Consider the following 25,997-nt stretch of genomic DNA (forward strand, 5'->3'; position numbering starts at 1 on the left):
CGCGTTCAAGGGATGAGGTGCTTCGTCAGGTCCGGCGGCGGGTGGTACACCGGGATCGGCATCCCGCCGTCCCGCATCTCACGAATCAGTATCCGCGTATACCCGCCCAACGCACGAGTCTCGATCGTCAGCTCGTCGATCTTCGCCTCAAGCACCGCGATGTGCTCCGCCTGCTCCGCCTTCTGAGCCTTCAGCGCCTCGTTGTTCTTCCGCAACTCCGTGACCACGGCCTGGAAATCCTCACGGAACCCAGTCCGCTCCGCAGGCTTCACGCCCACCCGCGCCTGATACACCACACCGATCAAAGCCAGCAGGCCGATCACAATCCCCGGCAGCGAACCGCCGTCAAGACCGTCGAGCATCCCCGTCCTCCGTCGTACTCCGGTGCCCCCGGCCCAACCTCATGTTCACGATCGTGATCCCGGCGGCGTAGAAGAACCACGTCCCGCCCACCGGATAGCCGTCCGCGCCATCCGCGATCCACGACCAACCAAACGCCAGAAACCACACCACCAGCGGGAACGTCGCCAACGCGAATCCCACCCGGTCCAGCACCAGCCACCGCGCCTTCGCCACCGCGGTAGCCGCGGTTGCCGCTGCACAGCCCATGAACGCCCAGCCCAGCACGTCCATCGGCACCAGATCGGCGGCAGGCTCCAAGCCCTGCTGCGTCGCGAACGACGGCTGCACGATGATCTGCCCGGCGTAGTAAGCGAGGACCCCGGCGAGCGTCAGCAGATACGCGCCACGGGCATCCACCCGGAGCCCCCACAGCTTCACCGGTTGCCGACCCCCTGCGCCTTCGCCGTCAGCCCCGTCGGCTTCAGCAGGCCGAAGTGCGAGCCGACCGCGACGAGGAAGGTCGCCAGCGCCGTGACCAGAGCCGTCGACCACATGAAGTCCCCCTCCGACGCCGCCCACTCGTTCAGGAATCCTGACAGCGCGGCAAGAGCCGCAAGCAGGATTGCCTTCAGGCCCGCCGACGTCGACGCCTTCGTCACCAGCCCGACCAGCAGCGGCAAACCGACGCCGACCAGCAGGGACACGTACTGCACGCGAATCGGGTCGCCCGTCTCGGCGACCGCCAGCATCACGGACATGATCAGACCTCCGGGTAGTGCAGGGTCACGTCGAGAACGGCCTTCGGATGGGACTGGCGCTTGACCGACACCACGCGCGGCACGTCCCAGCGGTCGAGCTCCAGCGCCGTCACCACGCCGTTGCCGACCAGGCGGGTCACGCCCTGGTGGATCCAGCCGCCGCCACCGTCGGACACGTCGATCCGCACCGTGACCCGCTCGCCCGCAGGGACGTAGTCGGCGGACACATTCACCCAGCAGTGGCCGGGCACGGCGGTAAGCGTCGTCGCCGAGTCATCGCCGACAACCTGCGGGACGGTCTTGCTGACGAGAGCCATCTTGGTCTTCTTCCTCGGGGTCGGAGTGGACGACGGAACTTCGGGCTGAGGCATGGGAGTCGAACCGCCCGCGGCAGCCCAGAGCTTCGCCGGATCGATCGCGCCCGGGTCGCCGTGGTCGTTGCCCGGGACGTTGGCGTGCCCGTAGTGACCGGCCTGGTTCAGCCACACCGCACGGTCACGCCGAGACCCGCCCGGATACTTCGGCGGATCACCCATCGGGAACCGGTCCGGGATACCCCAGCTGCGAATCGCGGCCATCAGCGCACGGAACTTCGCACCCGGCCGCCACGTCGACTGCGCCGTGAACGGCTGCGCAGCCCGACCCAACACCTCGATCTGGATACAGACCCGGCCGGTGCGGTTCGTGCGCGTGGTCCCGTCGTTGCGGAGCGCCCGGCCCGAACGGTCCAGCCGGCCGAACTGGCCCAGCGAATCCGTCTCCGGGTCGAGCAGCACCTGCGGCCAGACCGACTCCCGCTTCAGGTATGACGCCATCGACTGGAAGTAGCCCCGACCCGTCGGGCATTCGACCGTGTGCCACACCACCCGCGGCGGCAGATTCGGGGTGTCCATCGCCGCGCCCGTGTCCGGGCCCAGTTGCTCGGCGCCCGGAATGTAGACGACGCCGGGCATCAGTCGGCCGCCCCGTCCACCGGCAGATAGTGGTCCAGGTCGCCGTCCTCACGCAGGACATAGATCCCGCCACCGCGGCCCGGCTTCACCCACCGATCCGGGTGATCAGCGCACGCCGCCACCACCGCATCGACGTGCTCCTGCGACACCACCCCGCAGTACGTATCCGGCACGTCGTCCGCGGGGTGGACGACGGCAGCGTGAAACTCAGGCACGCGGGCCTCCTGACATGCGAAAACCCCGCACGGGGCGGGGCAGTTGGGGTAGGTAGTGCGTCTACGAGATGCGGTAGCTCAGCCCGTCCAGGCCGATCGCGGTGCCGGCCGCACCCGAGCCGCCGGACGTCCAGCCGCGGACGACCACCGCGCCGCCCGTCTGGAACTCCAGGTGCACGAAGCCTCCGGCGTACACGCCGGCCGTCGTGAACGCCTGGCTGGCCACCGGCAGCAGGTCGGCCGGCAGGGTCAGCAACGTGAACCCGGCCGCCGGCCACACCGACCCGGACCGCATCACCGCGCCGCGCAGCCGCACCAGGCCGCCCGGTTCGACGCGCAGCCCGATCAGCTCCCACGAGGAGTCCGTCAGGTGGTGGTCGGTCCAGCCGGAGCCGAGGGACGCGACCGGCAGCCACGGCGCGGAGGTGCGGTCCGTCGGGATGGATGCGACCTGCGTCGTCAGGTCCCGGACCTGCCGCTCAAGGCGGGCGATCTGGTCGTTGATGGTGTCCGTGTACTGGGGCATCTACAGGGCCTCCAGCGTCAGGGTGGCGCTGCCTGCGGTGCCGCGTTGTCCCGCGGTCACGACGATCCCGGCCAGCCGGTACTGCAGGTCGGTGGCGCCGCGCAGGAGCGTCCTGTTGCGGACGCGGACGGTTTCGCCGATGGCCTGCGGGGTGATGCGGACCTGCTCCAGGTTGACGCTGATCTCGGGGATCGCCGTGGCCGCGAGCGCGTTGGCGAGATCCCTTTCAGCGTGCGAGTTCAGGGTGTCGATGCTGGTCACCGTCGAGTAGTCGGTGACGACGTCGATGCGCGGCCAGCCGCCGTCGAGGAGCCCGGTGGCGGCGTACACGTCGGACATGATCGGCTGCTGCTCGCCGGTGCCTGCGCCTTGCGGGGTGCCGCCGCGCGCCCGGTACCGGGTGCCGAACTGAACCGTCTTCTCACGCCAGGATTTGATCGAGGACCGCTCGATGACGTGGACCGCAGACGCGGACCCGAGGCGCGGGTAGCCGAACCGCATGTACTTGATGCGCTCACCCGACGACGGGTCGATCCACACGTCGATCGTCCACTCGAAGCCGCCCTGGACGTTGCCGAGGTTCGTCAGCGCTTCGCCGTAGGACAGGTTCGCCGAGGCGAGGTACTGGGTGCGGTCCCGCAGCACCCCGGACACCAGGGGGTCGAGTTGGATGCCGATGTGCGCGGACGGGTCGGACTGCATGTGCTGCACCAGGACCCGCGCGATGTCGAGCTGGTCGACGTCGTCCGCCGGAGGGATGTCCTCGGAGATCACGACCTGGTTCAGGTACGACTCGAAGGTGGCCGCCGAGAACTGCCACTGCTCAGCGGAGTGTTCGTCCCACGCCGCCGTCGGATCCCAGACGATTCCCCCGACCTGCAGATCCTTGCCCTCGTACACGTACACCGCGGTCTTCTTCGCCAGCAGTTCCCGCAACTGCGCGGCGTTCCGCTCGGTGACGGTGACCGACCCGGAGATGACCTCGCTGTCCGCGATCCGCCGCCCGAACCTGAGGCCGTCGACCTCCGTGCGGTACAGCGTCGTGTCCGTGAGCAGGTCCGCGAACTCGACCCGGTAGATCCCCATCTACTGGGGCCCGATGTCGTGGATGATGATGTCCATGCCGCGCTCGATACGGGAGGTTCCGGTCCCCTCGTGCGTCCAGAACATCCCGATCGTGCCCGTCTCGGTGACGCTCGGCGCGAAGATGTAGTCGAGGCTGCACGGCGTCGCGTACTGGAACCCGGGGAAACCGGCCTTGCGGCGGCGCAGCAGCGTGGACGAACTCGTGTTCTGGTCGTTGGGGATCGACGAGCCGGTCTTGTACCGCAGCTCCAGATACGCCGCATTCGCGCTGCCCGACCAGCACATCAGCGTCGCGTGCAGGGTGATCTGGTAGCGGCGCGCCGACGACCACACCCGCGTCATCCCGCCCAACTCCGTCACCAGCCACGGCCCGCCGGACTTGTCCGCCGTCACCAGCTCGCTGTTGCGGGAGTCCAGGTAGCCGAGCGGCCCGGGGTACTTCCACGCCGCCCCGTTCCACCGCTGGAGTCCGGTGCCGTCGTCGCGGTACTGCCCCGGGTACGTGCCCAGCCAGGACCCGCCCGCGGGGAGGATCCCGCCCGACGCGACCGTGTACCAGCGCGAGTCTGTCCTCGCTGCGGTCCAGCCCGGGTTGCTGTTGATGCCGCCGTTGCCCGCGCTGACGTTCGCGTTGACGCGGACCGTCCAGAGCGGGATCGACGTCGCCGACGGCAAGGCCGGGGCGACAGGCGAGGACGCCGCGGTGCCCTTGACGATCTCGATGTCGGCTTTGGTCTCGCCCGAGCTGTCGTTGAAGTTGTCGTACACGCGCAGGATCACCAGGTCGATCCTGGGATTGGTCGCGTGCCCGGGGTCGAAGGTGAGGTTCTTGTCGGCGTCGGAGTAGACCTTGTAGCCGCCCTGCGCGGCGGTGCCCTGGATGAAAGCCAGCCCGGGGGTGATCTTGCAGACCATCGCCGACACGGATTGCAGGTCGAACGGCTGTGTGCCGGACGACGTTCCCGGCCGGATCCCGGACAGGGACTTGATCGGGGTGTCCGGGGTCATCAGCATGCCCTCGCCCAGCCGCGTGTCCTCGCGCGTCTGGCCGTCCGACACCGTGATCGGCAGGGCCCAAATCGGGCGCACAGTCATGAGAGTCCTCCTCGGGGCATGCCGAAATCGCCCGAGCAGGGCGGGAATTGGTCAGGGGGTTACAGGTAGGCGGAGCGCCACGCCACGGACATCGCCGCCGGGTCCTCACCCGACTGCGGCAGGAAGCTCAGCAGCGAATCGCCCGGCGGCAGAAGGAACTCCTCCAGCAGCGCCGACTTCGCAGTCACCCGGTACGCGCGGTCCGACGAGCCGTTGAGCATCACCGAGCCCAGCCGCGCGTCGACCGTCAGCGTCTCCCCGGTCACCAACGCGAGGTCGTACTCGAGGACCATGTCGTCGATCTCGTCATGCCGCAGCAGCACCGACGGCGTGGCGCACGGACCGTAGAACGTCACCACCGGAGCAGTCGACTCGGTCCCGGAGTTCGTCGCGACGATGTCGCCGCCCGAACCGTCCACGCCCCAGTCGAAGCGGTCCACACCACCCACCGCGACATAGTCGATCCGGTCGATCCCGCCCACCGCCGCGTACTGCAGACCAGCCGACCGGATCGGCGGACCCGACATCCGCGACTCCTCCAACACCGAGTAACGGCGCGGGTCCGTCGCCAGGAACTGCAGCGGCAGGCCGACCTCGCCCAGCACCATCCACGTCGTCGACAGCGCCTCGGTGATCCGCTGGTTGATCCGCGCCCAGCACACCAGCGACTGGCCGCGCATCCGCACCGTCAGCTCCTGCTCCGGCAGATGCACCCGCGTCGCCAACTGCAGGGCGCGCAACAGTTGCTCGCCGGAGCGGCCGGCCGGGTCGTTGTCCGGGTGGATGCTCACGTGCACCGTGACCACCCGGGTACCGACGTACCGGTCGCCCTGCCACGCACCGTCCGACCCCGGCCGCAGCACATCCGTCGCATCAAAGCCCGGGAGATCCTCCCAGCCCTCGATGCCGTCACGGCGGATGACGTAGCCGGTGCCCGGACCCATCAGGAGATTCCCGAACTGCACCTGGTTGTCCTCGGTGATCAGTTCACCGGCCACGCCGTCACCTCCTCGGGCCTCTCGCCGTACCCAGGGCCCGCACTTCCTCCGCCGTCTGGCGCGCAGTCGGCCCGCCGTACTGGTTCCACGTCTCCACCACCAGCGCCGGGCCGGCCGCCGGACGCGAACCGCCGCCCGCAGCCGGGTCGGCCGCGCCGCGCGCCGCCAGCGTCAGCAACGCCCTGTTGACCTCGGCCGTGTACGTCTGCTCCGTCCGCCCGGTGCCGTTGTAGGCGAGGGTCAGGCCGGGAGGCAGCGGACCGCCCGAGTCGTACGCCCGCAGCGGCACGATCCCGCCGAGCGCGTAGCCCTTCGGGTCCTTCGACGGGTCGGCCTGCTGGACGTTGCCGATGCCGCCGTACTTGTACTTGATCCAGTTGATCGACGCGGCCAAGTTCGCGACCGGGTCGAAAATGTCCCAGCTGGTTCCGATCTGGTGGAACGCGTTGAAGGTCGTCGGCACCACCTGCGCAAGACCGCGCGACGAGTTGCCCGCCACAGCGTTCGAATCCCAGTTGTTGACGGCGAAGACGTTGCCGCCGGACTCCCGCCCGACGAGTGTCGCCATGCCGCGCATCCACTGGTCCAGCGAACCCGGCGGAGGCGTGCCCGTCGCCCGGAGCGCCTGCGCGATCCAGTCCGCCAGCGCCCCCGTCGGAGCGAACTGCCCCAGCCCGGAGTTCGACGGCGAGAAGCCGTACCGCTCGGCGAACATCGTGTTGTCCGCACCGCGAGCACTGGGGCCGACGACGACCCCGTCACCGCCCCGGGACTCCACGTTGACGCCGGCGAGCGTGCCCGCCATGTGGCCCACACCGATGTTGCTGACACCGACACGGAAGGGCGCGTCCAAGTCCTTCTTCCACCCCGGGGGCGCCGAACTCCCGGAGAAATCGAAGGTCGTGTACAGGCGCCTCGGCTTCTGGCCGAGGATGACCGACTGAATACCGGCCATGAATCCCGAGCAGTCCCACGAGGGGTTGCCGCCGCCGCCCCACTGGTAGGGCTTGCCGGCCTCGCCGCGCGCCCACTCCAGTGCCTTCTGCACGACGGGCCCGCCGAGCACCTTGGCGTCCTCGCCGCGGATCTTGTCGAGCATCCCGTCGATCAGCGCGAGCGGGATCTTCTTGACGACCTTCAGCCACTCCGGGCTGTCCGGCGCCGCGTTGATCACAGCCTTGACCGGCCGCAAGGCGATCTCGGCGGTCTTCGCCGCCGCCCCCTGGACCAAGTCCTTCGTCCAGTCCACGGCGCTGTCGATGATCCCGCCGAGGGCGAAAGCACCCGCGTACGGCAGGCCCTTCGCCTCCACGTACTGCCGGGCGCCGGAGACCCCGCCCGCCGCTGCGGCCCGGTTGGCGCCGTGGACGTAGTCGGCTCCGACCGCGCGCGTCCACTCCGGCCGCATGATCGCCTCGCCGCCGGAGACCGCGGCCAGGCCGATGTCACGCCCCGGCGTGTAGCCGGGGTAGATGCCGCCCGTCGCGTACTCGGGGATGCCCTTGACCTCAGGCATGTGCGGCAACTTGACGATGTCCGCGACCTTGTCCCAGACCCGCTTGATGCCGTCGGTGTAGACGACGCCGATGACCCAGTTGATCGGCTTGGCGAGGACGGACTTGATGCCGTCCCACACAATGCCGATCATCGTCTTCGCCACCGAAAAGGCTGCGACGATGCCGCCGGTGAAGGCGCCCGTGGTGTTGCTGATCTTGTCGAACCAGGGCTTGATCCACTCGTCGTGGAGCTTCTGCGCCCACTCGCCGAGCTGCCTGAAGCCCGCCTTGGCCAGGTCGAACGGCGGCTTGATGCCGTTCTCCCACAACCAGGTCGCGCCCCTGGCGATGGCGTCGAAGCTCGGCTTGACCGCCTCGTTCCACAGCCACTGGGCGATCAGGCCCCAGCCCTTGAGGGAGTCGCCGATCGCGCCGACCACGGGATTGATGACGTTGTCCCACAGCCAGCCGAGGCCGTCTCCGATCCCGTCGAAGGCAGGCTGAACAGCCTCTTCCCACAGCCAGGTTGCGATGATGCCCCAGCCTCGGATGGCGTCCACCACGGCGCCGATGACCGGCTTCAGGACGTTGTCCCACAGCCACGTCGCAGCCGCGCCGATGCCCTCGAACGCGGGCTTGAACGCGTGCTCCCACAGGCCCAGCACGATCGGCGACAGGATGTTGAACGCGATGACGATCGGCGCAATCAGCGCCGTGGCGATGACCGCGGCCAGGATGCGTGAGGCCAGCGAGATGGCCTCCCATGTCGGCCTGATCGCGTTGTCCCATAGCCAGACCGCAGCGTCGCCGACCCGCTTCAGCGCCCCCCACGTGGCGTCGAACGCTGGCTTGATGCCCTTGTCGTACAGCCACACCGCGGCGGCAGAGATCCCGTCGAAAGCAGGCTTGATCGCCTCGTCGTACAGCCAGACTGCCCAGCTGCCGATCTCCTTGAAGACCCCGATGACCTTGTTGCGGAAGCCCTCCGACTGGATCATCAGCAGCGTGAAAGTGCCGATGATCGTCAGCAGGAAGAGGATGAAGTTCGCGCTACTCAGCACCCGCAGCGCCGTCGACAACGACCACGTCGACGCCGTCGCCAGCGCCGTCGCCACCGTGTAGACCTTCATCGCGCCGAGGTAGAGCCACGTCACAGCGGTCATGGCAAACACCGCGACCCTGTACGCGAAGAACAGGTCGATGAGAGTCTGCAGGATCCACACGGGTGTGTTCTCGATCGCCGTAGCCACGCCCTGCAAGATCAGGACCGCCGACGGTGAGATCTCCGCAAGAGCCTTCGTGATCTGCCACAGCGCCCCGCCGACGTCGGCGAACGTCTCGCGGACGCCCGGCCAGTCCTCCGCCAGGAACTCGCGGAAGCTGGCGAAGCCCTCGGACGTTTCGAGGCCCTGGCCCCACTCGCGGAAGGACGCGGTCGCGCCTTCCATCGAGTCGGCGATCTGGTCCGTCTGCGGCAGGAAGGCGTTGATGATCCCGGCCATGCCGGCGAACACGTTGCCGAAGACGACGCCCATCGACTCGACCGCGCGCGGCAGGTTCTCGACCAGGTTCGCCTTGAAGCGGTCCCAGAACGGGTCCTCGAACGAGTCACGCGCCCGGTCGGCGAGCCGCCGGAAGCCCTCGGCCGCACCGAGCACCAGCGGCGTCAGCGACGGCAGCAGGTTCGTCAGCCCGTTGATCGCGCGGGTCAGGAGCGGCATCGTCGCGGGCGACAAGCTGTCGCCCCACGCCTTGAAGCCCTCCTTGAGCCTGATGACGGCGTCGTACACGCCGCGCTGCTCCGGCGACAAATCCGCCAGCGCGCGCTTCTGCTTGTCCAGCGCCGTGTTCGCCGCGGTCATCGCCTCGGTCGACTGCACCGCCGCAGCGGATGCTGCGAGTTGCGCGGCCGCGACCGTCCGCTGAGCCGACGCCACCTGCTCCGCGCCCTGCACCCGCGCCCGGGCGACCGCCTGCTCCGCGTCCGCGACCTGGTCGCGCGCCTTGACGACGTCGCGCTGCGCCGTCAGGACGGACCTCTCCGCCTTCTCGATCGCGCGAGCGCCCTCGACCTGCGTACGGCGGGCCTCGTCCTGCGCGTCCGTGACCGCCTTGGTTGCGTCGACCGACCGCTGCTTGGCGTCCGCAAGGGCCCGCTCGGCGCCGAGCACCTGCTTACTGCCGTCGACACCGGCCTTGTCCGCCGCCGCCTTCTCGACCGCGTTCCTCGCGTTCTCCCTGCGGACGTCCTTCAGCCGCAGGACCGCTTCGTCGTACGCGAGTTGCGCTTCGATCGCCGCGTCGGAGTCGGCCTTCGCCCCGGACTTCTTAACCGCGTCAAGGGTCTTGCGGGCGTCTTTCTCCTGCTGAATCGCGCGCCGCTCCGCAATCGCGCCGCTCTCGGCGCGCGCGGCGAAGTCCTCCAGCTGCTGCTGCGCCGCCCGCCGCGCATCCACCAAAGCCAGTTCGGCGCGCACCGCATCCTGGACCGCGTCCGTACGCGACCGCTCCGCATCCGTGATCCGGTCCAGCGCCGCGTCCATCCGCTGTGCCGCCTGCACCCGCGCGTCCGCGACCGCGCGCTCCGCGTCCGCGACACGCTCCTGCGCATCACCGACACGCTGCACCGCGTCCTGCACACGCTCCTGCGCATCCGCGATCTGCTGCGACGACGACCGGTACGCGTTCGCCAGGGACGCCTGCGCGCCCTGCATCGACAGCGCCTGCTGCTGCGCCGCGATCGCCTGCGACGCACTCCCGCGCGCCGTCTTGTCCGTGGCCGCGGCGAGGGCCTCCTCGGCGGCGGTCGTCGCCATCACGGCCTGGCCCACATCGATCAGCCCCGGCGCCGCCGCCGCAGCAAACGCACCGATCCCGGCCGTCGCCGCGGACAGCACCGACACGAACGCGCCCACGCCGAAAGCCGCGCCCGCGAACGCGGGCACCAGGGCAGGGCCGACCGAGGCGGCGAGCGTCGTCAGGCGCACCAGGCCGGCCGCAGCAGCCGACACGTCCACGTCGATCCGTGCCGTGTCGCCGTCCAGCGCATCCACCTGCGCCTGGATCGTCGCGAGCGTCGCCGACGCCGCAGCAGCGTCCACGCGCACATCGGCGGTCGCGTCGCCCGCGGCGATCTGGTCCAGCCTGCGCTGGATCTCGCTGATCCGAGCCAGCGCGGTCGCCGCGTCCAGGTCGATGCCGACCCGCACCGTACGCAGTGACTCCAACTGGCCGCGAAGCGCCTGCACCTGCGCGGCTGCCGTACTCGTAGACGCGTCGATGTTGATGACCGGCAGCTGCTGCTGCGCGGCCTCCACCGCCGCACGCAGCCGCTGCGCGAAGCCGCCGTCGACTTCGATCCGCGGCGACGCCGACGTCCGCGACAGCCGCTCAACCTCCGCCTGAAACTCGGCGAGCGCGGCGCGCGCGGCCGCCGTGTCCACCCGGACCTGCACGTTCGGATGTGCTGCGCCGAGACGACGCAGCTGCTCCTCGATGTCCGCGGCCTCAGCCCGGGCCGCGGCGGCATCGATGTCGATGCCGATCCGCTGGGTCGTCAGCGACTCCAGACGCACCCGCAGCGCCTGAATGTCCGCGTCCGCCTCGGAAGTAGACGCGTCGATGCGGATGTTCGGGAGCGACCGCAGCGCCGCCTCAAGGCGGCGCCGCATCGCCTGCCCGAACGCCCCACCGGCCCGATTGCCCTGCTGGGTCGCCGACGCCATAGTGGCGCCCGAAGACGCCTGAATGGCGTGCGGGATCGCGCCAGAGATACCGTCCCGAATCCGCTCGCCGATGATCCGACCCGCATCACGGCCGACCCGTTCCGCGTCAGGCAGCATCTGCGCCGCAAGGCGGGCGTAGATGCCCGTCGCGTTCGGGATGACGTCGATGCCGACGCCGCCGATCGGAATGAGAGGACCAGGCACAGGCACCCCCTCGAGATCAGGCGTCCTACGGCGAAGTAGTCGTTGTCGCGTCCCACTTGGCCCGCAGTGCGGCACGCCGCTCGTCGCGTTCCTCGAGCGTCTCCGGGCGGTCGCCGTCCGATATGGGCACGCCCGGCCGATAGATCGGCCGGAACTGCGGCGGCTCAACGCCCAGCGCGGACAGCACGGCAATCAGCAGCTGCTGGAGCCGCTCGTCCAGCCCGGCGGCCAAGTGCTCCAGCCGCGACCACGATTCCGTCGCCGGATCATGGCCGACCGACAGCTCCTGGATCTGCTTCTCGGTCAGGCTGTTCCGCAACGCCGTCTGGTAGTGCGAGTTCGCGGGAAGCCGGTTCAGGAAGTTCCGGAACCGGCGCCACGTCAGCCGCGACGTACCGCCACGGCGCAACAGGACGTCCCGTGCGTCTACTTGGTACGTCGCTTGGAAGTCGGCTTCGATCGCCTCGCGGTGCGCTCCGAGCTGCGCCGCGAGGCTCGCGATTCCGGGACTGTCAGCCCGTAGTGCGCCTGCCACTCATCGGTGATCTTCTTGATCGCCTTGTTCGGCAGCTTGTTCTTGCAGAACTCCTCGTACTCCTCGTCGCCGAGCAGCAACTGGACGAACAACTGCGTGTCGTTGCTGGAGATCAGCCGCGCCGTCTCCTGCCAGTCGAAGTCGTCCGCCGGGTTCATCGTGTACATCCGACCGCCGACGATGAACGTGTACGGCGCAGGAGTCGGATCGCCATCCTCGCTGTCCTCGTCGGCTACTTCGCGCAGCCACTCGTCGAGGTCGAGGATCCCGTCGTCCTCGTCACCCCGATTGACGACCTTGCCTTCGATCGCTTCCATGCGCGGACCCTTCCGTGCGCGCGCGGACCTTGGATGGGGCGGTGGACGGGCCGGGTCCGCGCAAGGAGGCGGCCCGCCCACCGGATCAGAGGGATCAGTCGAGCATCGAGACGGCGCCCCCAGCGGTCGTGGTCACGACCACGGCCGGGGTGGTGCCGCCGGTCAGCGACGCGGCAGAGCCCGTCATCTGCGCGACGTTGGTCCCGGACAGCGACCCGCCGAAAGTGACGACGACCGGGGTGCCGGGCAGCGCGCCGCCCGTCGCGGTGATGTCGCCAGCCTCGACGTTCGGCAGCGCCTCCAGCGCCGTCTTCACGTTCGCCGCGGTCGCGTTGTACGCGATGCCACTCGTCGTCTCGCCGTCGAACGTCAACGTGAACGTCCCGCCCGTCGGGGTGCCGGTGATCGCGACCTGCTGCTGCTCCGAGGAGAAGAACGCGCCGAGGTCCGCAGTGCCGTAGTCGAGCAGGTGCGACAGCGCCGACATACCCGTCGGGCTCTTGAAGCCGGTCACCGTGAACTCCGGCACCGTGTACGCGTCCGTGCCGTTGTTGTCGCCCGCGCGGCCCGTCACCTCACCGGCCGGCATGTACCGCCACATCGCCTTGCCGCCGGCCTCGATCGCGGCGAAAATCCACGCGTACCGGCGCCGGCGCGGCTGGCTCGGCAGGTCGTACGCGGCGATCCCGTCAACGCCCGGCGCCACGTCCGACAGTGCGACGTTGTCCAGCAGCGCACGGATCAGAGGGCTCATCGCCTCGTCCGCCGAGAACTTGACCGGGCGCGTGACCTTGATGATCGACGACGCGATCGGGTCCACCTCGCCCGCCGCCTCCAGTTCGACGCGCTCTTCCGTCGACTCGAACTGGCCGCCGGTCTTCGCCAGCCAGCCCAGGCACACCCACGGTGCGGTGAGCGGAGTCATGTCGGTCGGCTTGGCCGTCTCCATCGGCGCGACGAAGCCGAGGAAGTCGGTCGCCCTGAAGGCGAAGTCCACGTTCCGGGTGTCGGTCACTGTCACTCCATGCGTACTAAGCCCCCTGCGGGAGCTGGAAGGAAAGAAGAGAAAGAGGGGGCTCAGCCGACCGGGCACACGGCCAGCGAGTAGACCGCCTGGAACCTGACGACCAGCGGGTTCTCGTAGTCCAGCGGCGACGGACCCGACCGGCCCTCGACGTCCTGGATCCGGCCGCCCGCGATCACCGTGCCGGGCAGCGCGTGCATGAACGCGTCGTCGACGTCCACCGCCAGCGCGGCCGCCGCGTCGTACGACGGCGCGAACGACGCCACGTACATCACCGGGTACGACGCGAACCGGTCCGACGGGCCGCCCGCCCGCTGCACCTGCACGAACCTGGCGTAGGACTCCAGGTTGTCCGGAGTCCGAGCGGCGACCCGGCCGGTCGGGCCCAGCGCCAGGACCGACTTCAGCGCGGCGATGACAACAGACTCGGCGTCGACCGGCGCGCGCGTCCTCACGCGAGCCTCGCCGCGTCGATCGCCTTCTGCGCCACGTGCTGCGCCGCCATGTGCTTCGTGCCGAACTCCAGCGCGAGAGCGTGCGGAGCATCGTTGTAGACGGTGATCTCCACGATCGGGTGCGGCCCGTACCGCGGCGACAGCACCCGCCACCGGCCCGTGTCGATCTTCCACGAGCGCTGATACAGGCCCGGGTGCTCGTCCTCCGGCGGCGAACCCACCGGAGACACCGACTCCGCCACACGCTTCAGCCGCTCAGCGTGTACCCGGACGCCGGCCTCCATCTGCGGAGACTGCAGCAGCCGCTGGATTCCCGAGTTGTAGAGCGTCAGCCGAGCAGCCACCGGGCCACCTCCTCGAGGTCAGCCGGTGACCCGGCGAAGAGGCACTTCCAGGTGATGCAGACCGTCCGGGCTGTAGACCGGCTTCGGATGGCCGTCGACGTCGAACGACTGCGCATTCCAGGTGAGTCGGTCGCGCGGCTGCCAGTCCGGGTCGTTGGTGTACATCCACCACTGGGTGGCCACCGTCTCCCGGCCGCCCACGACCTCGGTTGTCGACCGCTGTTGCAGCCACGCCCGGGCTGACGGACCCGAACTGGGGTACGTCAGGGCGTCGTTGCCGTGGGCGTCCTCCGCCACCGTCGGCCGCCGCTTCACCACGGTGTGCGGCAGCATCCCGTCGGGAATCACCAGCACCCCTCGTACGGCGAGACCCACGCCGGGCCGGTCTCGGAGATCAGCGAGAACGCCTGGTCTCCGCTGCCGTCCGAACCGCCGAGCAGCGCGGCGACCTCGCCATCGGTGATGTACAGCCCGCCGGCCTCGCCTAGCGTCTCCGAGTACTCGCCGAGGGTCCGCGACCGGTAGCCGCCCGGGTTGACCTTGACGCGGCGGACGATGGCCACGGCAATCGCCTTGGCCATGTCCCCGTCCGGGGTGAACCCGGTCGGCATCCGGGAGCGGATGATCGCCGAGGCGTCCGCCAGGTACGCCTGGATCTGCGCGGCCTCCGCCCCGGAGACGGTGGTGGCGGTCCGCGCCGTGTAGTCCTCGATCGTCGCGAACGCGGCCACCACGCCCCCTACTGCTCGGCGTTGGCCGCGTCGACCGCGGCGATGATGTCCTTGCGCGACGCCCCGTCGGGCACCTCGATGCCGCGCGCGGCGGCGTATGCCGCCCACGACGCCTCACCCGACCCGGGTCCGGAACGGGGCGGCTCGCTGTTCTCGTCGGTGTCGTCCGCGTCCGGTTCCGGCCCGTCGGCCGGGGCGTCGTCCGCCCATGCCTTCGGGTTGCCGATCCGCTCCGCCGCCCAGTCCGGCACGTCGTCGTCGGGGCCGAACACGTGGGTCCGGCCGTCGGCGTCGTGGACGTGCACGTGGGTGCGCAGTCGCCTGCCCATGCCAAACCTCCTACGGGATGACGTCCGCGACGAACGTCAGGTCCGGGTTAGCGAGCACAGGAAGGACGATCGCCGCGGCCTTCGTCCACAGCGCCGGCGACTCCTCGACGCGGTACACGCCGGAGACGATGCCGGCCTCCTCGCCGGACTCCAGCGAGTAGCCGCCGTCCAGCGCCTCGACGGTGGTGCCCCAGAACGTCCCGCCGAGCTCGGACGGGTCCGACGGCAGGTAGAGGAGCTTGTCCTCGGGGATGAACCGGGTCGCGACGCCGCCCGACTTGTACTGCGCGTCGTAGGTGCGCACCGGAGGCAGGCCGTACACGCGCAGCACCGCGCCGAGGGTGTCCTCGGAAACGATCGACGGAGTTCCGGCGAGCGAGCTGGCCAGGGTGCGGATCTCCGCGTTGAGCAGCATGTAGCTGAGGACCAGTTCCGACGTCAGGATGACGCCGGGACGCTCGCCGTTGGTGTTGATGTAGGTGCGACGCCACGCGAGCAGGTCGGTGATGATCGTCGCCGCGGGGTTGGACCAGGCGGTGCCGGCCGTGACCGAGTGGCTGTTGGTGCGGCCGAAGTTGACGGTCGCCTGCATCTCGTTCTCGTTGATGACGACCTGACCGGTGACCAGGGCGTCGGCGCGGGCCTTCTCCACCCGGACGGCGATCTGCCGGGTGATGGTCTCCGCGTCGGTCATCAGCGCGTCGGTCATGTCGCTGTTGGTGGCGTGCCGCTGACGCAGCCGCTCGTACTCGCCGAGCCGGATCTTCCGCTTGATCGGCGGCAGTTCGCCGGTCACCCGCATGACGCCTTCACGTCCGGCGATGGACGCCTCGGCGTCGTACGCCTGGTACGGCGCAGCCTCGAGGAGGCTGCCGCCGCCGCGGGAGAAGCGGTACATGAGGTCGTCGACCTGCACCGACGGCAGGTACTGCGACAGGGTCAGCCGGTTGATCTCCAGGTCCCGCAGGGCCTCGCGCGAGTACCCGGTCAGTTCCGCCGGGGTGATGAACTCGGTGTTGAGGAACATCTGTTGTCACACCCCTTTCAGCTGAACTGGATACGGCCGTTGACGTACGCCTGACCGGCGGCGTCAACAGCGATGGGAAGCTTGGCGGCGATGACCTTGCCGTGGTCGAGCATGGCCGCGGGGATCTTGGTGTTGGACGAGTTCGACGTCGGCGCGGCGACCGCGCAGAACAGGAACCCGGCCAGGTTCTCCGTGCCGTCGCTCGCGGACGAGCCGCCCGCGGTGGTCGTGGTGACGGTGACGGTCGGCGAGGTGCCGCCGGTCAGCGAACCCGACGCGGCGGTCATCTGCGGCACGTTCTGCCCCAGGTACCGGCCGCCGAACGTCACGGTGACTGCGGTGCCCGGGTGCGGGCCTCCGGCGCACACGACCTCGCCGGGGACCACGTTGCTGAGTGCTTCGAGGGCGGTCTGCACCGCGGACGCCGCCGCGTTGAACGCGATCGCCGCGGTCGTCTCGCCGTCGAAGGTGAGCGTGTAGGTGCCGCCGGTCGGGGTGCCGGTGATGGTGACGGTCTGCACCTCGGACGCGCGGCCACCGTACGGGCCGTACAGCCCCGTCGCGGTGACCTTGCCGAGCGGCAGCCCGGACTTGAAGTAGCCATCCGGGTAGTGGGTGTTCGCGGTGAACTTGGACACGTCGAGCGTGATGGTGCGCGCTGCTTCCGTGCCGTGCTGGGACCCCAGCCAGGACTGATCGTCCTGACCCCAGGTCTCGGTCCTCAGGCTGAGGTCCATGCCTGCTTCCTTTTCTCTAGGTCTTCTTCTGGTGCCGCTCGGCGTACAGGTCGCGGCCTGCCGCGACCGACCCGCCGCGGTCCTTGCTGCTGGAGCGCGGGCCCTGCCCGGACACGACCCGCCTGCGCGGGTCCGGCTCCGGGGGTGCCTGCTCGATCGGCGCGAAACCGGCGACGAGTTCCTTCAGCGCCGCCTCGTCGACCTCGCCGTCGTCACCGACCAGGTCGGCGAGATTGAGGCGGCCGATGACGGCCTCGGGGACCGCGACTCGCTCGGTTGCTGCGGCGGCGTTCAGTGCGTGTCGCGCGATCGCCGACCGGTACTTCTCGCTGGCGGCCTTCTCGCCTTCCGCGCGCGCGTCGGCGACGGAACGCTCCGACTCGGACTGCGTCTGCCGCTTGAGCTCGGCGAGTTCCTTTGCGGCGTCAGCGTTCGACTTCTCGCCCGCCTCGTGCTTCTTCGACAGCGCCTTCCACTTGTCCCGCTCGGCGATCAGGTCCGCGAGCGTCGCCCCCTCGGCGGGGGGTGCGGGCTTCGGCGGTTCCGCGGGAGGCGGCGTAGCGGCAGGAGGCGTGTCGCCTTCGCCGGAACCGCCTGCGATCGGGAAGATCGCTCGGCCGTTGACGAAGCCGACCGGGATACCCGGGGCATGCCGGAACGGCTTGGGTCGAGTCATGAATGAACTCCCGTGTCGGGTGGTCCGCGGGCCGTGTCGGCCCGCAGGGAAGGTCAGGCGGTAGGCGTGTCGCCGCGCGCCAGATGCTCAGGCCCGGTGAACCCGTGCCGTTGCAAAGTCAGAAGAGGGCCAATCTCGCCGTGCTCCCGCACCGCGATCAGCCGCCGGTAGTCCGGGTTCCGTGCGCCCCTGTCGGGCCGGAACCCCGCCGCCTCGACCGCTGTGTGCACCTGCTCGAGCAGCACCGGGTCGATGATCTGCCCCGGGTCACGGTCGCCCGCGATCGGCTCCACCTCGCAGTCACAACCCGGATGGATCGCCGCGAGCTCCCGCTTCCGGTACCGCTGCGTCGCAGCCACCAGGCACAGCAGGCAGTCCCGCTCACCGCGCAGCACACGCCGCCACCCGGCAGCACCCGGCTGCCCGCTGATCGCCTGCTGTGCCGCCCGCACCCGCGCCATCTGCAGGTCGGTCTCGGCGAGCACTTCCGCGCGGCGGTCCGCCCCGGCCAGAGCGTCCTCGAACGGCACGCCCTGACCGAGGTTCGACCACAGCTGGACGTACGGCCGCTCGTACAACTCGTCCTCGGGCACGCCCCGCAGGTCGTCCGCAAGATCCACCCCTAGCGGGTCGACGGTGCGGCCGGTCTGCTCGGCGAGCGACTCGGCGATGTACTGGTCGGTGAGCACGGCCATCTGCCGCTGCGTACCGATCACCACCGGGGCCACCGTCGCGGCGAACCACTGCATGTCGGGCCGGTTCCATGCGCCGCGCGCGCGGAACGCCCACGCGACGAACGACAGCAGCGACAGGCGCAGCGACGTTGTCGCAGCCGCGTACGCCGCCTGAGCGGTGACCTGCACCGGCTGGATCGGTGTCGTCACGCGTCAACCTCAAGCGCGAGTTGTTCCCCGCGGCCCTCACGCGTCGACCTCGGAGGCGGTGTCGGCTGCCGCGCAGCCTGCTCGGCGCCTGCACGCAACATCGCCTCACCGGCGGCCATGGCAACGATCCGCTTCGTCTTCTGCGGCGACTCGCCGATCTTCTCCGCGAGCGCTTCCAGCGGGTACCCGACCGCCTTCAGTTTCGTCGCCATATCCGCCAGCACCGCAGGGTTGAGGTGTCGCGAGTTCTGCCAGCGGACCTCGTGCTCGGTGAAGTCCCGCGGCTCCCCGGCGACCACGGAGCACAGGCCGAACATCTCCTCTTCCTGCTCGCCCCAGTTCGTCTGGTGCTCGCCGACCTTCGCCTGGTTCAGCTCGTCCAGGGCGACGACCGTCTCCGTGGCGATGTTCACCAAGTCCCCGGCGACCACGTACGTCGGCGTCGCAGTGAGAACCAGCAGGTCGCGGATGTCCGCGTCGTGGACCTTCAGATAGCCGAGCATGTCGGCTTGAGGGAACTGCCCGAACTTCGCATCAGGGTTCGACGAGGCCCACGTCGACGCCGGGTCCGGAATGAACGGGTTCCCGTCCGGGATCTGCCTCGGCACCGAGATCGGCAGCCCGGTCTCCGAGTCGACCTCGGTGACCATCTCCGTCCGCGTCGCGAACTGGTGGCCGGTCACCCACCGCTGCGGGTGCGCCGAAATCCGGCCCACCGTCATGCGGTTGAGCACGCCGAGGTTGATCCGGTTCTGCGGCTCGATCCCGCGGGCGAACTCCGGCTGCGGCTCCTCGCCCAACTCGGGCCGGCACTCGAACGCCAGCACCGGCGGCCGGTCGAAACCGTCGTTGACCTGGACACCCGGCTCCCACGTCTTCGCCGACAGCGCGAATCGGCGGCCGGCCTGCTCCCTGCGGTACTCGGTACGCCCCTCGCCCTTGACCCACACATCGGCGCACGCCAAGCGCTCGATCTCGTCGTACCAGACCTTCAGCGCCGACTTGACCTCGCCCGTCGCCGGGTCGTGCTCGGTGATGCAGTCCCGCGGGTGCTCGATCGAGATCAGCGGCTGCCCCGGCTTGTCGGGGTGCTCGCCGACGATGACGTAGGCGACGCCGAGAGCGAGCGCGGTGCGGTAGAGCGTCTTCTGCCGCGAGTCCATCTTGTTGAGCTGCCACCACGACCACGCCTGGTCGTCCGGCTTGCCGTCGGCGCCGGTGATCCCGATCGCGTTCAGGCGGTTCACGGACGCGTCGACGACCATGGCGAGGAAGTTCGTGCGGGCGTTCTTCTGGAAGTCGCGGTACGCCTGCACAGCCTTCGCCGGTGCCTGCGGCAGCGGGTGGTTCCCGGTGTACCAGTCCCACCGGCGGTCCAGCTCGGGGCGGCGGTTGTAGAGCTTCCTGCCGAGTCGCAGCAGCCACCAGTCCGGCGAACCGGGTTCGGGAACCAGCACAGCCGCACCCCCGATCCGTCAGAAGGTCCAGCCCATCGCGGGTTCCTGCGGTACGGCGGCGCCCTTGGCGACCGCATCCAGCCGTGCCTGCCACGCCAGGACCGACGCAACGATCGCGTCGATCTTGCGGGGCGAGTCCGGATGCTCCTTGGCGATCTGCAGGCCACTCTTCGACGTCCGCCGCCGAGCGTTCAGCGCGTGCCGGGCCAGTACCGACGACCCGTCGTGCGTCAGTTCTCGTTCGACGACCGCGCTGTGGAACTTCTCCAGCGCGCGGACGATGAGGATCGACCGGCCGCCCGTCATCCACCACTCGATCGGATGGTTCACGGTGGCCTTCACCGTCAAGCCGGCGCCCCACTGCGCTTCCCAGTCGGCGACGTGGCCCTCCCACTTCGCCGGGTCCGCGAAGAACCCGACCACGCGGTACCGGGCGAACGCCTCAGCGACCGTGGCCAGCACCTCCGGCACCGGCACCGACCAGTTCTCGCCCGCCGGGCCGTCCGGCTGCTCCCAGCAGCCCAGGACGAACAGGTGCCCGTCCGAGACGCGGCAGCCGACCAGCGCCGTCGCGTCCGTCACGCCCCGGTTCCGCTTCCGCGACCCGTCGAACCCCAGCGTGATCACGTCGCCGTCCGCGACGATCTTCGCCGCGTTCGCGCAACCCGACCACTCCGGCTGGGAGATCCACTGATCCGACGCGTGCGTGATCTGGTTGCCGTAGTAGCGGCGCGCGTCCTGCGGGTCCGTCGCCGGGTCCCACACCTCCGCCGCGATCCGCTCCAAGTCCACCCAGCCGCCGGCCGGCGCCGCGGAATCCCCGTACGCCACCGCCAACCCGGCAATCAGCGAATCCCGGTCGGACATGTCCGTCTCCGCCGGCCACTCCCGGTGGTCGTACAGCAGGCCGTCGTCCTTCGCCCGGCCTTCCTTGATCCGCAGCCAGTACTCCGCCGACGATTCGGCCACCGACTCGTCACCCGGCACGTACGCGTTCGGCGCCTCGATCGACGTGCCGTTCGTCTTGCCCAGGTTGCGGCGCATCACCGCAGCGAGACGCACGCCGCCGTTGCCCGGCTTCCACTCCTCCGTCTGGTCCAGCAGCGCGAAGACCGGCCGGTTGCCCTCACGCGAACTCGCGCTCGAGGTGACCGGTTCGATGCGGCCCTTCGGCAGCGCGACGAACGTCTCCATCGGCTCCAGCCCCGGATACGCACCCAGCACCGGGCCCTCGCGCAGCATGTCCAGCAGCGGCGACCACGCGTTCTTCGTCTGGTCCTCGCTGACCGCGGCGATCTGCACCCACGGCGTCCGCAGGTCCGACCACGGCCGGCCCACCGGCTCCCCGTGCGCGTCCCACCCGTCCGGAACCACCGGGGCCAGAGCCTCGGCGCATGCGATCGCCGCCAGGATCGGCGACTTGCCCCAGCCCTTCGGCCGTGACAGCACCCCGCGGCGGTACCGGCGGCGGCCGGTCCGCGGGTCGATCACATAGAAGTCCAGGACGAACTGCGCCTGCTCGCGCGTCAGAACCAGCGGCTCGAACCAGGCCCGGTCCGGAGCGGCGAGCATTTCGCCGAACCAGTCGAGGATCTGCCAGCCGAGGGTGGGGAGCTCGCCGGGGTACTCAGGCCCCCGCCACGGCACCGGAAGCCCCGGCCCCAGGCAGGACCCGCAGGTCCGCGTACCGCTCCCTCGAGGGCGCAGCCGCCGGACGCTTCGCGTCCTTCTCGTCCGCCTCCGCGAACACCAGCCGCAGCCGGGCGCGGTCCTCCATCGTCGCCCCGAGCTTCGCCACCCGCAGCCTGAGCTCCGGGGCCTGCTTCAGGTCGCCGTCGTAGAACGCCTTCGCGATGTACGCCGTATCCACCAGGAACAGCCAGTCCGTGGACGAGAAGTGCTCCGCCTGCGGCGACGACACCCACGTGTCCCACCAGCGCACCACCATCGGCCGGCATGCCAAGTCGTCCGGCAGTGGAGGCGGGTCGGCATGCTCGAACCGGAGCACCGTCTGCGGAATCGGGTCCGCGTTCGTACGCGCCCGCTTCTTCGGATCCTTCGGAGCCGGGCCGCGACCGGGCATCATGCACCGCCCTGGGCCGTGCCAGCCGCGATGCACTGGCCGATGATGACCAGCGCCTGCTTCTCCGTGAACCCCTCGTTCATCAGGGCCACGAACATCTGCCGGAGCTGACTCGCCATTTGCCGCAAATCCGCGGCAGGCTCGGTCGGATAGCCGGACATGGTGATACCTCCCGTGTCGGGATGCAGCGCATCCCGTGTCGGGAGGCGCTACGCGATCAGCTCTCCGACCAGTCCGGAGAGGTCACCCAGCACCGAAGGCGTGTCGCCGAACGGCCGGGAAGTCACAGTGATGTAGCGGCCGTTCGGATAGACCTCGGCCTTGCCGCCGCCAGGAAGGTGCACCACCCGGCCGTGCACCAACTCGGCACGGCCCCAGATGTGCACGCCCGTCCCCGACGGAGACACCTCGATGTACGTAGCGCCCGCGGCCGCGACGATCCGCTCAGCCCAGGGGGCGAGTTGGCCGCCGGTCAGGCAGTGGTCCAGGTCGACGCAGACGATCCCGTCGCCGTCCAGAACGAAGCCCATGCCCACACCGCGGGTCGACGTCGACGCCTCCGCGAAGGAGGACCAGGTAGACCGGTCCGTCGACGACGCCACCTCGCGGCCGGCCGATTGCAGCGGGATCTTCCTCGGCGAGTACCGCACCCAGCGGTCCTTCGACGTCAGCTCACACGGGACGGGACACGCGCCGGCCACGCGCCGAGCCCGCAGCGCCGCGACCCGGCAACGCCCCGAGCAGAACCGGGCATCCACGCGCGTGCGACTCGCAAGGGCGTCTCCGCAGCGCTCGCACGACCTTGTCTCCATGCACCCATTCTACCGCGAAAGAGCAGGTCAAGGCGTTACAACTGCCTCACTTGGCAAGCCAGTTCACGCCGCCACGGGCACCCTGGGCACCCCGCCACACCAGCAGCCGGCCGCTACGCCCACAGGCAGCCACCCAGCCCCGCCAGGACCCCGACCCATGTGACCCGTAGCCGACCGGAGCGGCAGCATTCCAAGGTCTTCCGGTTGGGGGCATCAGGAGACCCCGCCCACCCCCTGGTTGGCCAGCAGGTCAGGCCGGGTCAGCAAGCCCTTGATCGTACGGTCGCCCTTGATCGCATTGCACAGGAAGTGGGCCGCACGCACGTTCGCCATGCTGTGCTCTCCGCCTACCGCCAGGGCAACGACGTGATCGATCGTTGCCGCTTGCGGGTGAGGCACGACTGCATCTTGATCAATGGCCCCATCGCACAGGTAGCAGTTCCAGTCGTCGCGATCGAACACCGCGAAGCGGTTGACGTCTTCGACATACGCGGCTTGAAGCATGGCGCGTCGGCGGTACCACCTGCCGAGGTACATGCACTGTCTGGAACACCACTTGGCTGTGTCCTTGGACTTGCGTGCGACGAACTGCGCACCGCAATGCCAGCAGGCTCCGCTCGTCCAGGTAGTCCCTGTGGTTCCCCGCGCAGCGCGCTGTGCACGCACCTCCGCCCGCCTGCGGAGTGTCCAAGTACACACACCTGCCGCGTCTTGGCACGCACGTGTGCAGTACTTGGCGTTCTTGCCCTTGGTCATCCACGTGGTACCGCACACCACGCATGTGCGCTCCACCTTGTATCGGCCAGCGTTCGCTTGCTTCCAAGCTTCGAACCGGGCTTGCACTTCGGGCCGTCTGGTGTAGTCGCGGAGCCTTCCGTCTGCCGAGCGGGCCTTGTTGTAGGCGCGGGCTTTGCAGAGTGGCGAGCAGTACTTCGCACGCGCCCTGGTGTGCGGTTGGGCGCAGTGTGCGCAGGTCTTCATGGGGTTCTCCAGACATGCGGAAGCCCCCGACGTCTGGAGTCGTCGGGGGCTTCCTGACCGCGGGGATCAGCCGCGGGGCTTATGGGTGTTCAGCGCAGGCCGGGGTGTCGCTCGGGCGGCCTGCGTGTGCTGGGTCGTGCTGCTGCCGACTGCGTGGCGGTCTTCCGCGCGTGACATCGGTGGCAGAGGATTTGGAGGTTGTGGTCTTCGTGGCAGTGGGGGTCGCCGATGTGGTCGACTTCGGGCCGCTCGGTGCTGCCGCATACCTGGCATTGGTCGCGGTCTCTGCGCCGGATGCGCGGGACGATCACGCTGGACCAGTTGCCGGGTAGCTGCGCGCGCCTGCCAGTGGCCCACGTCATCGCACGGGCCTGGGTACAGCGGGTTCCTTGCCTGGCCCGGTGCCGCCTGGCGGCGGTTCGCTGGGTGGCGGTGGTTCGACGGGCGGCGGTTGTGGCGGCGGTGGGTCGATGGCGTCGCGTAGGAGCCGCTTGAACTCGGCGACGGTGGCGGGCTTCTGCGCTTCGGCCGCGGTGATCACGGTGCGGGCCCGGTTGATGGCGGTGGCGACGAGGTCGTCGGGTGGGTCGCCGTCGACGTCTTCGAGGGTGGGGCACGGCCATGCCTTCCCGCATTCGGTGCAGTTGCCGTCGTCACCGGCGGGGTGGCGGTCGCGTACGCGTTGGAGGGCGCGTTGTGCCGGCGTGGTGGGGGTGGTCACGGCGCCTCCGTTCAGATGGCGATGCCGCGCAGCACGATGTCCCAGTCGTCGAGGCCGTCGTCGTCGGGTACGAACGTGAAGTCGATGCCGTAGTACAGGCCGGCGAATCCGCCGCCGGGGGTCTGGTCGGGCATGTTGCCGGGGGTGGTGCCGAACCGGCAGTTCGTCGCGGTGATGGCGCCGACGGTGATGGGCCCGAGCGCGAACAGCCCGGCGGTGTTGCCGTAGCGGGCCTGCGGGTGCCGGACAGACACGAGGTAGGTGACGCCTGCTGCGACCGCAGGCGGAGAGCTGATGGCTTGTGCCTGCCATCCGCTGCTGGTTTCCCCGGCGAAGTTCTGCTCCGCGAGCTTGGTGGTGTCGGAGACGCGCCACAGCCTGCCGACGTGCGTGCCGCCGTTGGCTGTGGAGCCCTTCCAGAACTTGAACTCGGAGATGGTGCCGGGGACGTCGACGCTGAACTGGATGGCGAGTTCGAGGTCGCCTTCCTCGTTGTTGACGCTGGTGGTCGGCTGAGTGGGCGCTCGGAACGAGTAGGCGCCTGCGAGGCTGACGGGCGGGGTGACGTCGAGGTTGGTGCGCTTGGCGACGTACAGCATGTTGTTGTGCCGTACGAGCTGGCCTGCACTGTAGGTGGTTGCGTCGGACCAGACGCCGAGCCAGGGCATCTGTCCTGCGGGCCCGGTCGCCCCAGTGGCACCGGTGGCTCCTGTAGCTCCGGTGGCTCCTGCGGGTCCTTGCTCGCCTTGCGGCCCGGTGTCGCCTTGCGGGCCTGGGTCGCCCTGTTCTCCTTGTGGACCCGGGTCGCCTTGGGACCCCTGCGCGCCCGTGGCGCCGGCTGGCCCGGTCTCGCCCTGGGGCCCTTGGTCGCCCGTGTCGCCCTTGGGTCCGGTTGCGCCTGTGGCTCCGGCTGCCCCTTGTGCTCCGGTTGCCCCGGGCGGGCCTTGTGCGCCTGTTGCTCCTGCGGGCCCGGGGTCGCCTTGGGGCCCGGCTGGTCCTTGGGTGCCCTTGCCGGAGACGACGACGGGTACGTCTTCGCGGATGACGACGACCTGTGCTTCAGGCATCGGGTATCGCCACCTCGTCGACGTAGAACTTGCCCCAGGTGACGGCGTCGGCGTCTGGGGTGCCGTGGTCGAGCCAGAGGGCCCAGGCGGCTGCAACGTTGATGTCTGCGGTGCCGTCTGGCGTGACGGTGACGATGATCTGGCCTTGGGCGCCGGTGATTTGCATGCTGCCGTTGGTGCCGCCGCTGTTGTGTATGTCGGCGTGGATGGTGTCGCCGGTGCGGAGGATGAAGGCGACTGCGCGGCCGGTGATGTCTTCGGGTGTGGTGCCGTCGGACTGCTTGATGGTGAACGACTGTCGCCATACTTCGCCGCGGGCGGTGCCGGTGAAGTCGTGGGGCATCCTCGATCAGCGCGCCGATGCGGCCGCGGACCTCGATCTTCCCGGCGTACGGGTACATCACGCCGGTCAGCATCTT

The 25,997-nt window shown here is 69.6% G+C and carries 31 protein-coding genes; all 31 read right to left on the reverse strand.

Features of this window, described 5'->3' with window-relative positions:
* Positions 1-5: 5 nt before the first annotated feature.
* Positions 6-362: a hypothetical protein gene (locus AB0C36_RS24030; protein WP_358357212.1), complete on the reverse strand. Its 357-nt coding sequence runs from the start codon at positions 360-362 to the stop codon at positions 6-8.
* Positions 346-780 carry a hypothetical protein gene (locus AB0C36_RS24035; protein ID WP_358357215.1) on the reverse strand — a complete coding sequence of 145 codons (435 nt, stop codon included), beginning with the start codon at positions 778-780 and terminating at the stop codon, positions 346-348. The genes AB0C36_RS24030 and AB0C36_RS24035 overlap by 17 nt, the downstream gene beginning before the upstream one ends.
* Positions 777-1,100 carry a hypothetical protein gene (locus AB0C36_RS24040; protein WP_358357217.1) on the reverse strand — a complete coding sequence of 108 codons (324 nt, stop codon included), beginning with the start codon at positions 1,098-1,100 and terminating at the stop codon, positions 777-779. The genes AB0C36_RS24035 and AB0C36_RS24040 overlap by 4 nt, the downstream gene beginning before the upstream one ends.
* Before the next feature lie 2 nt (positions 1,101-1,102).
* Positions 1,103-2,053 carry a hypothetical protein gene (locus AB0C36_RS24045; RefSeq protein WP_358357219.1) on the reverse strand — a complete coding sequence of 317 codons (951 nt, stop codon included), beginning with the start codon at positions 2,051-2,053 and terminating at the stop codon, positions 1,103-1,105.
* The gene (locus AB0C36_RS24050; RefSeq protein WP_358357222.1) at positions 2,053-2,268 is read right to left on the reverse strand and encodes a hypothetical protein; all 216 of its coding nucleotides are present in this window, start codon (positions 2,266-2,268) and stop codon (positions 2,053-2,055) included. The genes AB0C36_RS24045 and AB0C36_RS24050 overlap by 1 nt, the downstream gene beginning before the upstream one ends.
* A 61-nt stretch (positions 2,269-2,329) precedes the next feature.
* Positions 2,330-2,794: a hypothetical protein gene (locus tag AB0C36_RS24055; RefSeq protein ID WP_358357224.1), complete on the reverse strand. Its 465-nt coding sequence runs from the start codon at positions 2,792-2,794 to the stop codon at positions 2,330-2,332.
* On the reverse strand, positions 2,795-3,880 hold the full coding sequence (locus tag AB0C36_RS24060; RefSeq protein ID WP_358357227.1) for a hypothetical protein: 1,086 nt from the start codon (positions 3,878-3,880) through the stop codon (positions 2,795-2,797).
* Positions 3,881-4,975 (reverse strand): hypothetical protein, encoded by a 1,095-nt coding sequence (locus AB0C36_RS24065; RefSeq protein WP_358357229.1) that lies wholly within the window; start codon positions 4,973-4,975, stop codon positions 3,881-3,883.
* A gap of 59 nt (positions 4,976-5,034) precedes the next feature.
* Positions 5,035-5,973, reverse strand: coding sequence for a hypothetical protein (locus AB0C36_RS24070; protein ID WP_358357231.1), 939 nt, complete (start codon positions 5,971-5,973; stop codon positions 5,035-5,037).
* Positions 5,974-5,977: 4 nt separating this feature from the next.
* The gene (locus AB0C36_RS24075; protein WP_358357232.1) at positions 5,978-11,398 is read right to left on the reverse strand and encodes a transglycosylase SLT domain-containing protein; all 5,421 of its coding nucleotides are present in this window, start codon (positions 11,396-11,398) and stop codon (positions 5,978-5,980) included.
* Between the two features lie 25 nt (positions 11,399-11,423).
* Positions 11,424-11,807, reverse strand: a complete 384-nt coding sequence (locus AB0C36_RS24080) for a hypothetical protein (protein ID WP_358357235.1) — start codon at positions 11,805-11,807, stop codon at positions 11,424-11,426.
* A 17-nt stretch (positions 11,808-11,824) separates the two neighbouring features.
* Entirely contained in the window at positions 11,825-12,250 is a 426-nt protein-coding gene (locus AB0C36_RS24085) for a hypothetical protein (protein ID WP_358357236.1), read from the reverse strand.
* A gap of 94 nt (positions 12,251-12,344) precedes the next feature.
* Positions 12,345-13,265 (reverse strand): hypothetical protein, encoded by a 921-nt coding sequence (locus AB0C36_RS24090; RefSeq protein WP_358357238.1) that lies wholly within the window; start codon positions 13,263-13,265, stop codon positions 12,345-12,347.
* A 62-nt stretch (positions 13,266-13,327) separates the two neighbouring features.
* Entirely contained in the window at positions 13,328-13,729 is a 402-nt protein-coding gene (locus tag AB0C36_RS24095; RefSeq protein WP_358357241.1) for a hypothetical protein, read from the reverse strand.
* Entirely contained in the window at positions 13,726-14,073 is a 348-nt protein-coding gene (locus AB0C36_RS24100; RefSeq protein WP_358357243.1) for an HK97 gp10 family phage protein, read from the reverse strand. Before AB0C36_RS24100 ends, AB0C36_RS24095 begins: the two co-directional genes overlap by 4 nt.
* 18 nt (positions 14,074-14,091) lie before the next feature.
* Positions 14,092-14,421, reverse strand: coding sequence for a hypothetical protein (locus AB0C36_RS24105; protein WP_358357245.1), 330 nt, complete (start codon positions 14,419-14,421; stop codon positions 14,092-14,094).
* Positions 14,418-14,804: a hypothetical protein gene (locus tag AB0C36_RS24110; RefSeq protein ID WP_358357247.1), complete on the reverse strand. Its 387-nt coding sequence runs from the start codon at positions 14,802-14,804 to the stop codon at positions 14,418-14,420. Before AB0C36_RS24110 ends, AB0C36_RS24105 begins: the two co-directional genes overlap by 4 nt.
* 8 nt (positions 14,805-14,812) lie before the next feature.
* A complete protein-coding gene (locus AB0C36_RS24115) occupies positions 14,813-15,133 on the reverse strand; it encodes a hypothetical protein (RefSeq protein ID WP_358357249.1) in 321 nt (106 codons plus the stop codon).
* 10 nt (positions 15,134-15,143) lie between these two features.
* Complete coding sequence (locus AB0C36_RS24120; protein ID WP_358357251.1) at positions 15,144-16,160, reverse strand: major capsid protein; 1,017 nt, start codon at positions 16,158-16,160, stop codon at positions 15,144-15,146.
* Between the two features lie 17 nt (positions 16,161-16,177).
* Positions 16,178-16,897: a hypothetical protein gene (locus AB0C36_RS24125; RefSeq protein WP_358357254.1), complete on the reverse strand. Its 720-nt coding sequence runs from the start codon at positions 16,895-16,897 to the stop codon at positions 16,178-16,180.
* A 16-nt stretch (positions 16,898-16,913) separates the two neighbouring features.
* Positions 16,914-17,573 (reverse strand): hypothetical protein, encoded by a 660-nt coding sequence (locus AB0C36_RS24130; RefSeq protein ID WP_358357256.1) that lies wholly within the window; start codon positions 17,571-17,573, stop codon positions 16,914-16,916.
* Between the two features lie 53 nt (positions 17,574-17,626).
* Complete coding sequence (locus AB0C36_RS24135) at positions 17,627-18,457, reverse strand: hypothetical protein (RefSeq protein ID WP_358357259.1); 831 nt, start codon at positions 18,455-18,457, stop codon at positions 17,627-17,629.
* Positions 18,454-19,914: a phage portal protein gene (locus tag AB0C36_RS24140; RefSeq protein WP_358357261.1), complete on the reverse strand. Its 1,461-nt coding sequence runs from the start codon at positions 19,912-19,914 to the stop codon at positions 18,454-18,456. The genes AB0C36_RS24135 and AB0C36_RS24140 overlap by 4 nt, the downstream gene beginning before the upstream one ends.
* A gap of 18 nt (positions 19,915-19,932) precedes the next feature.
* Positions 19,933-21,561, reverse strand: coding sequence for a terminase large subunit domain-containing protein (locus AB0C36_RS24145; protein WP_358357264.1), 1,629 nt, complete (start codon positions 21,559-21,561; stop codon positions 19,933-19,935).
* Entirely contained in the window at positions 21,542-22,000 is a 459-nt protein-coding gene (locus AB0C36_RS24150; protein ID WP_358357266.1) for a phage terminase small subunit, read from the reverse strand. The genes AB0C36_RS24145 and AB0C36_RS24150 overlap by 20 nt, the downstream gene beginning before the upstream one ends.
* Complete coding sequence (locus AB0C36_RS24155; protein ID WP_358357267.1) at positions 21,997-22,158, reverse strand: hypothetical protein; 162 nt, start codon at positions 22,156-22,158, stop codon at positions 21,997-21,999. The genes AB0C36_RS24150 and AB0C36_RS24155 overlap by 4 nt, the downstream gene beginning before the upstream one ends.
* Positions 22,159-22,206: 48 nt before the next feature.
* Complete coding sequence (locus AB0C36_RS24160; RefSeq protein WP_358357270.1) at positions 22,207-22,647, reverse strand: BT4734/BF3469 family protein; 441 nt, start codon at positions 22,645-22,647, stop codon at positions 22,207-22,209.
* 375 nt (positions 22,648-23,022) lie between these two features.
* Entirely contained in the window at positions 23,023-23,313 is a 291-nt protein-coding gene (locus AB0C36_RS24165; protein WP_358357272.1) for an HNH endonuclease, read from the reverse strand.
* Positions 23,314-24,148: 835 nt separating this feature from the next.
* Positions 24,149-24,511, reverse strand: a complete 363-nt coding sequence (locus AB0C36_RS24170) for a hypothetical protein (RefSeq protein ID WP_358357275.1) — start codon at positions 24,509-24,511, stop codon at positions 24,149-24,151.
* An 11-nt stretch (positions 24,512-24,522) separates the two neighbouring features.
* The gene (locus AB0C36_RS24175) at positions 24,523-25,179 is read right to left on the reverse strand and encodes a DUF4082 domain-containing protein (protein WP_358357276.1); all 657 of its coding nucleotides are present in this window, start codon (positions 25,177-25,179) and stop codon (positions 24,523-24,525) included.
* A 391-nt stretch (positions 25,180-25,570) separates the two neighbouring features.
* Positions 25,571-25,921: a hypothetical protein gene (locus AB0C36_RS24180; protein WP_358357279.1), complete on the reverse strand. Its 351-nt coding sequence runs from the start codon at positions 25,919-25,921 to the stop codon at positions 25,571-25,573.
* Positions 25,922-25,997 lie beyond the last annotated feature (76 nt).

The sequence above is a fragment of the Streptodolium elevatio genome, from assembly GCF_040649515.1.
Lineage (GTDB): Bacteria > Actinomycetota > Actinomycetes > Streptomycetales > Streptomycetaceae > Yinghuangia > Yinghuangia elevatio.

Coding starts and splice junctions, on each gene's coding strand:
- AB0C36_RS24030 (WP_358357212.1), bottom strand. CDS start 362: ATGCTCGACGGTCTTGACGGCGGTTCGCTGCCGGGGATTGTGATCGGC.
- AB0C36_RS24040 (WP_358357217.1), bottom strand. CDS start 1,100: ATGTCCGTGATGCTGGCGGTCGCCGAGACGGGCGACCCGATTCGCGTG.
- AB0C36_RS24045 (WP_358357219.1), bottom strand. CDS start 2,053: ATGCCCGGCGTCGTCTACATTCCGGGCGCCGAGCAACTGGGCCCGGAC.
- AB0C36_RS24055 (WP_358357224.1), bottom strand. CDS start 2,794: ATGCCCCAGTACACGGACACCATCAACGACCAGATCGCCCGCCTTGAG.
- AB0C36_RS24060 (WP_358357227.1), bottom strand. CDS start 3,880: ATGGGGATCTACCGGGTCGAGTTCGCGGACCTGCTCACGGACACGACG.
- AB0C36_RS24065 (WP_358357229.1), bottom strand. CDS start 4,975: ATGACTGTGCGCCCGATTTGGGCCCTGCCGATCACGGTGTCGGACGGC.
- AB0C36_RS24085 (WP_358357236.1), bottom strand. CDS start 12,250: ATGGAAGCGATCGAAGGCAAGGTCGTCAATCGGGGTGACGAGGACGAC.
- AB0C36_RS24115 (WP_358357249.1), bottom strand. CDS start 15,133: ATGGGCAGGCGACTGCGCACCCACGTGCACGTCCACGACGCCGACGGC.
- AB0C36_RS24120 (WP_358357251.1), bottom strand. CDS start 16,160: ATGTTCCTCAACACCGAGTTCATCACCCCGGCGGAACTGACCGGGTAC.
- AB0C36_RS24125 (WP_358357254.1), bottom strand. CDS start 16,897: ATGGACCTCAGCCTGAGGACCGAGACCTGGGGTCAGGACGATCAGTCC.
- AB0C36_RS24130 (WP_358357256.1), bottom strand. CDS start 17,573: ATGACTCGACCCAAGCCGTTCCGGCATGCCCCGGGTATCCCGGTCGGC.
- AB0C36_RS24150 (WP_358357266.1), bottom strand. CDS start 22,000: ATGATGCCCGGTCGCGGCCCGGCTCCGAAGGATCCGAAGAAGCGGGCG.
- AB0C36_RS24155 (WP_358357267.1), bottom strand. CDS start 22,158: ATGTCCGGCTATCCGACCGAGCCTGCCGCGGATTTGCGGCAAATGGCG.
- AB0C36_RS24165 (WP_358357272.1), bottom strand. CDS start 23,313: ATGCTTCAAGCCGCGTATGTCGAAGACGTCAACCGCTTCGCGGTGTTC.
- AB0C36_RS24175 (WP_358357276.1), bottom strand. CDS start 25,179: ATGCCCTGGCTCGGCGTCTGGTCCGACGCAACCACCTACAGTGCAGGC.
- AB0C36_RS24180 (WP_358357279.1), bottom strand. CDS start 25,921: ATGCCCCACGACTTCACCGGCACCGCCCGCGGCGAAGTATGGCGACAG.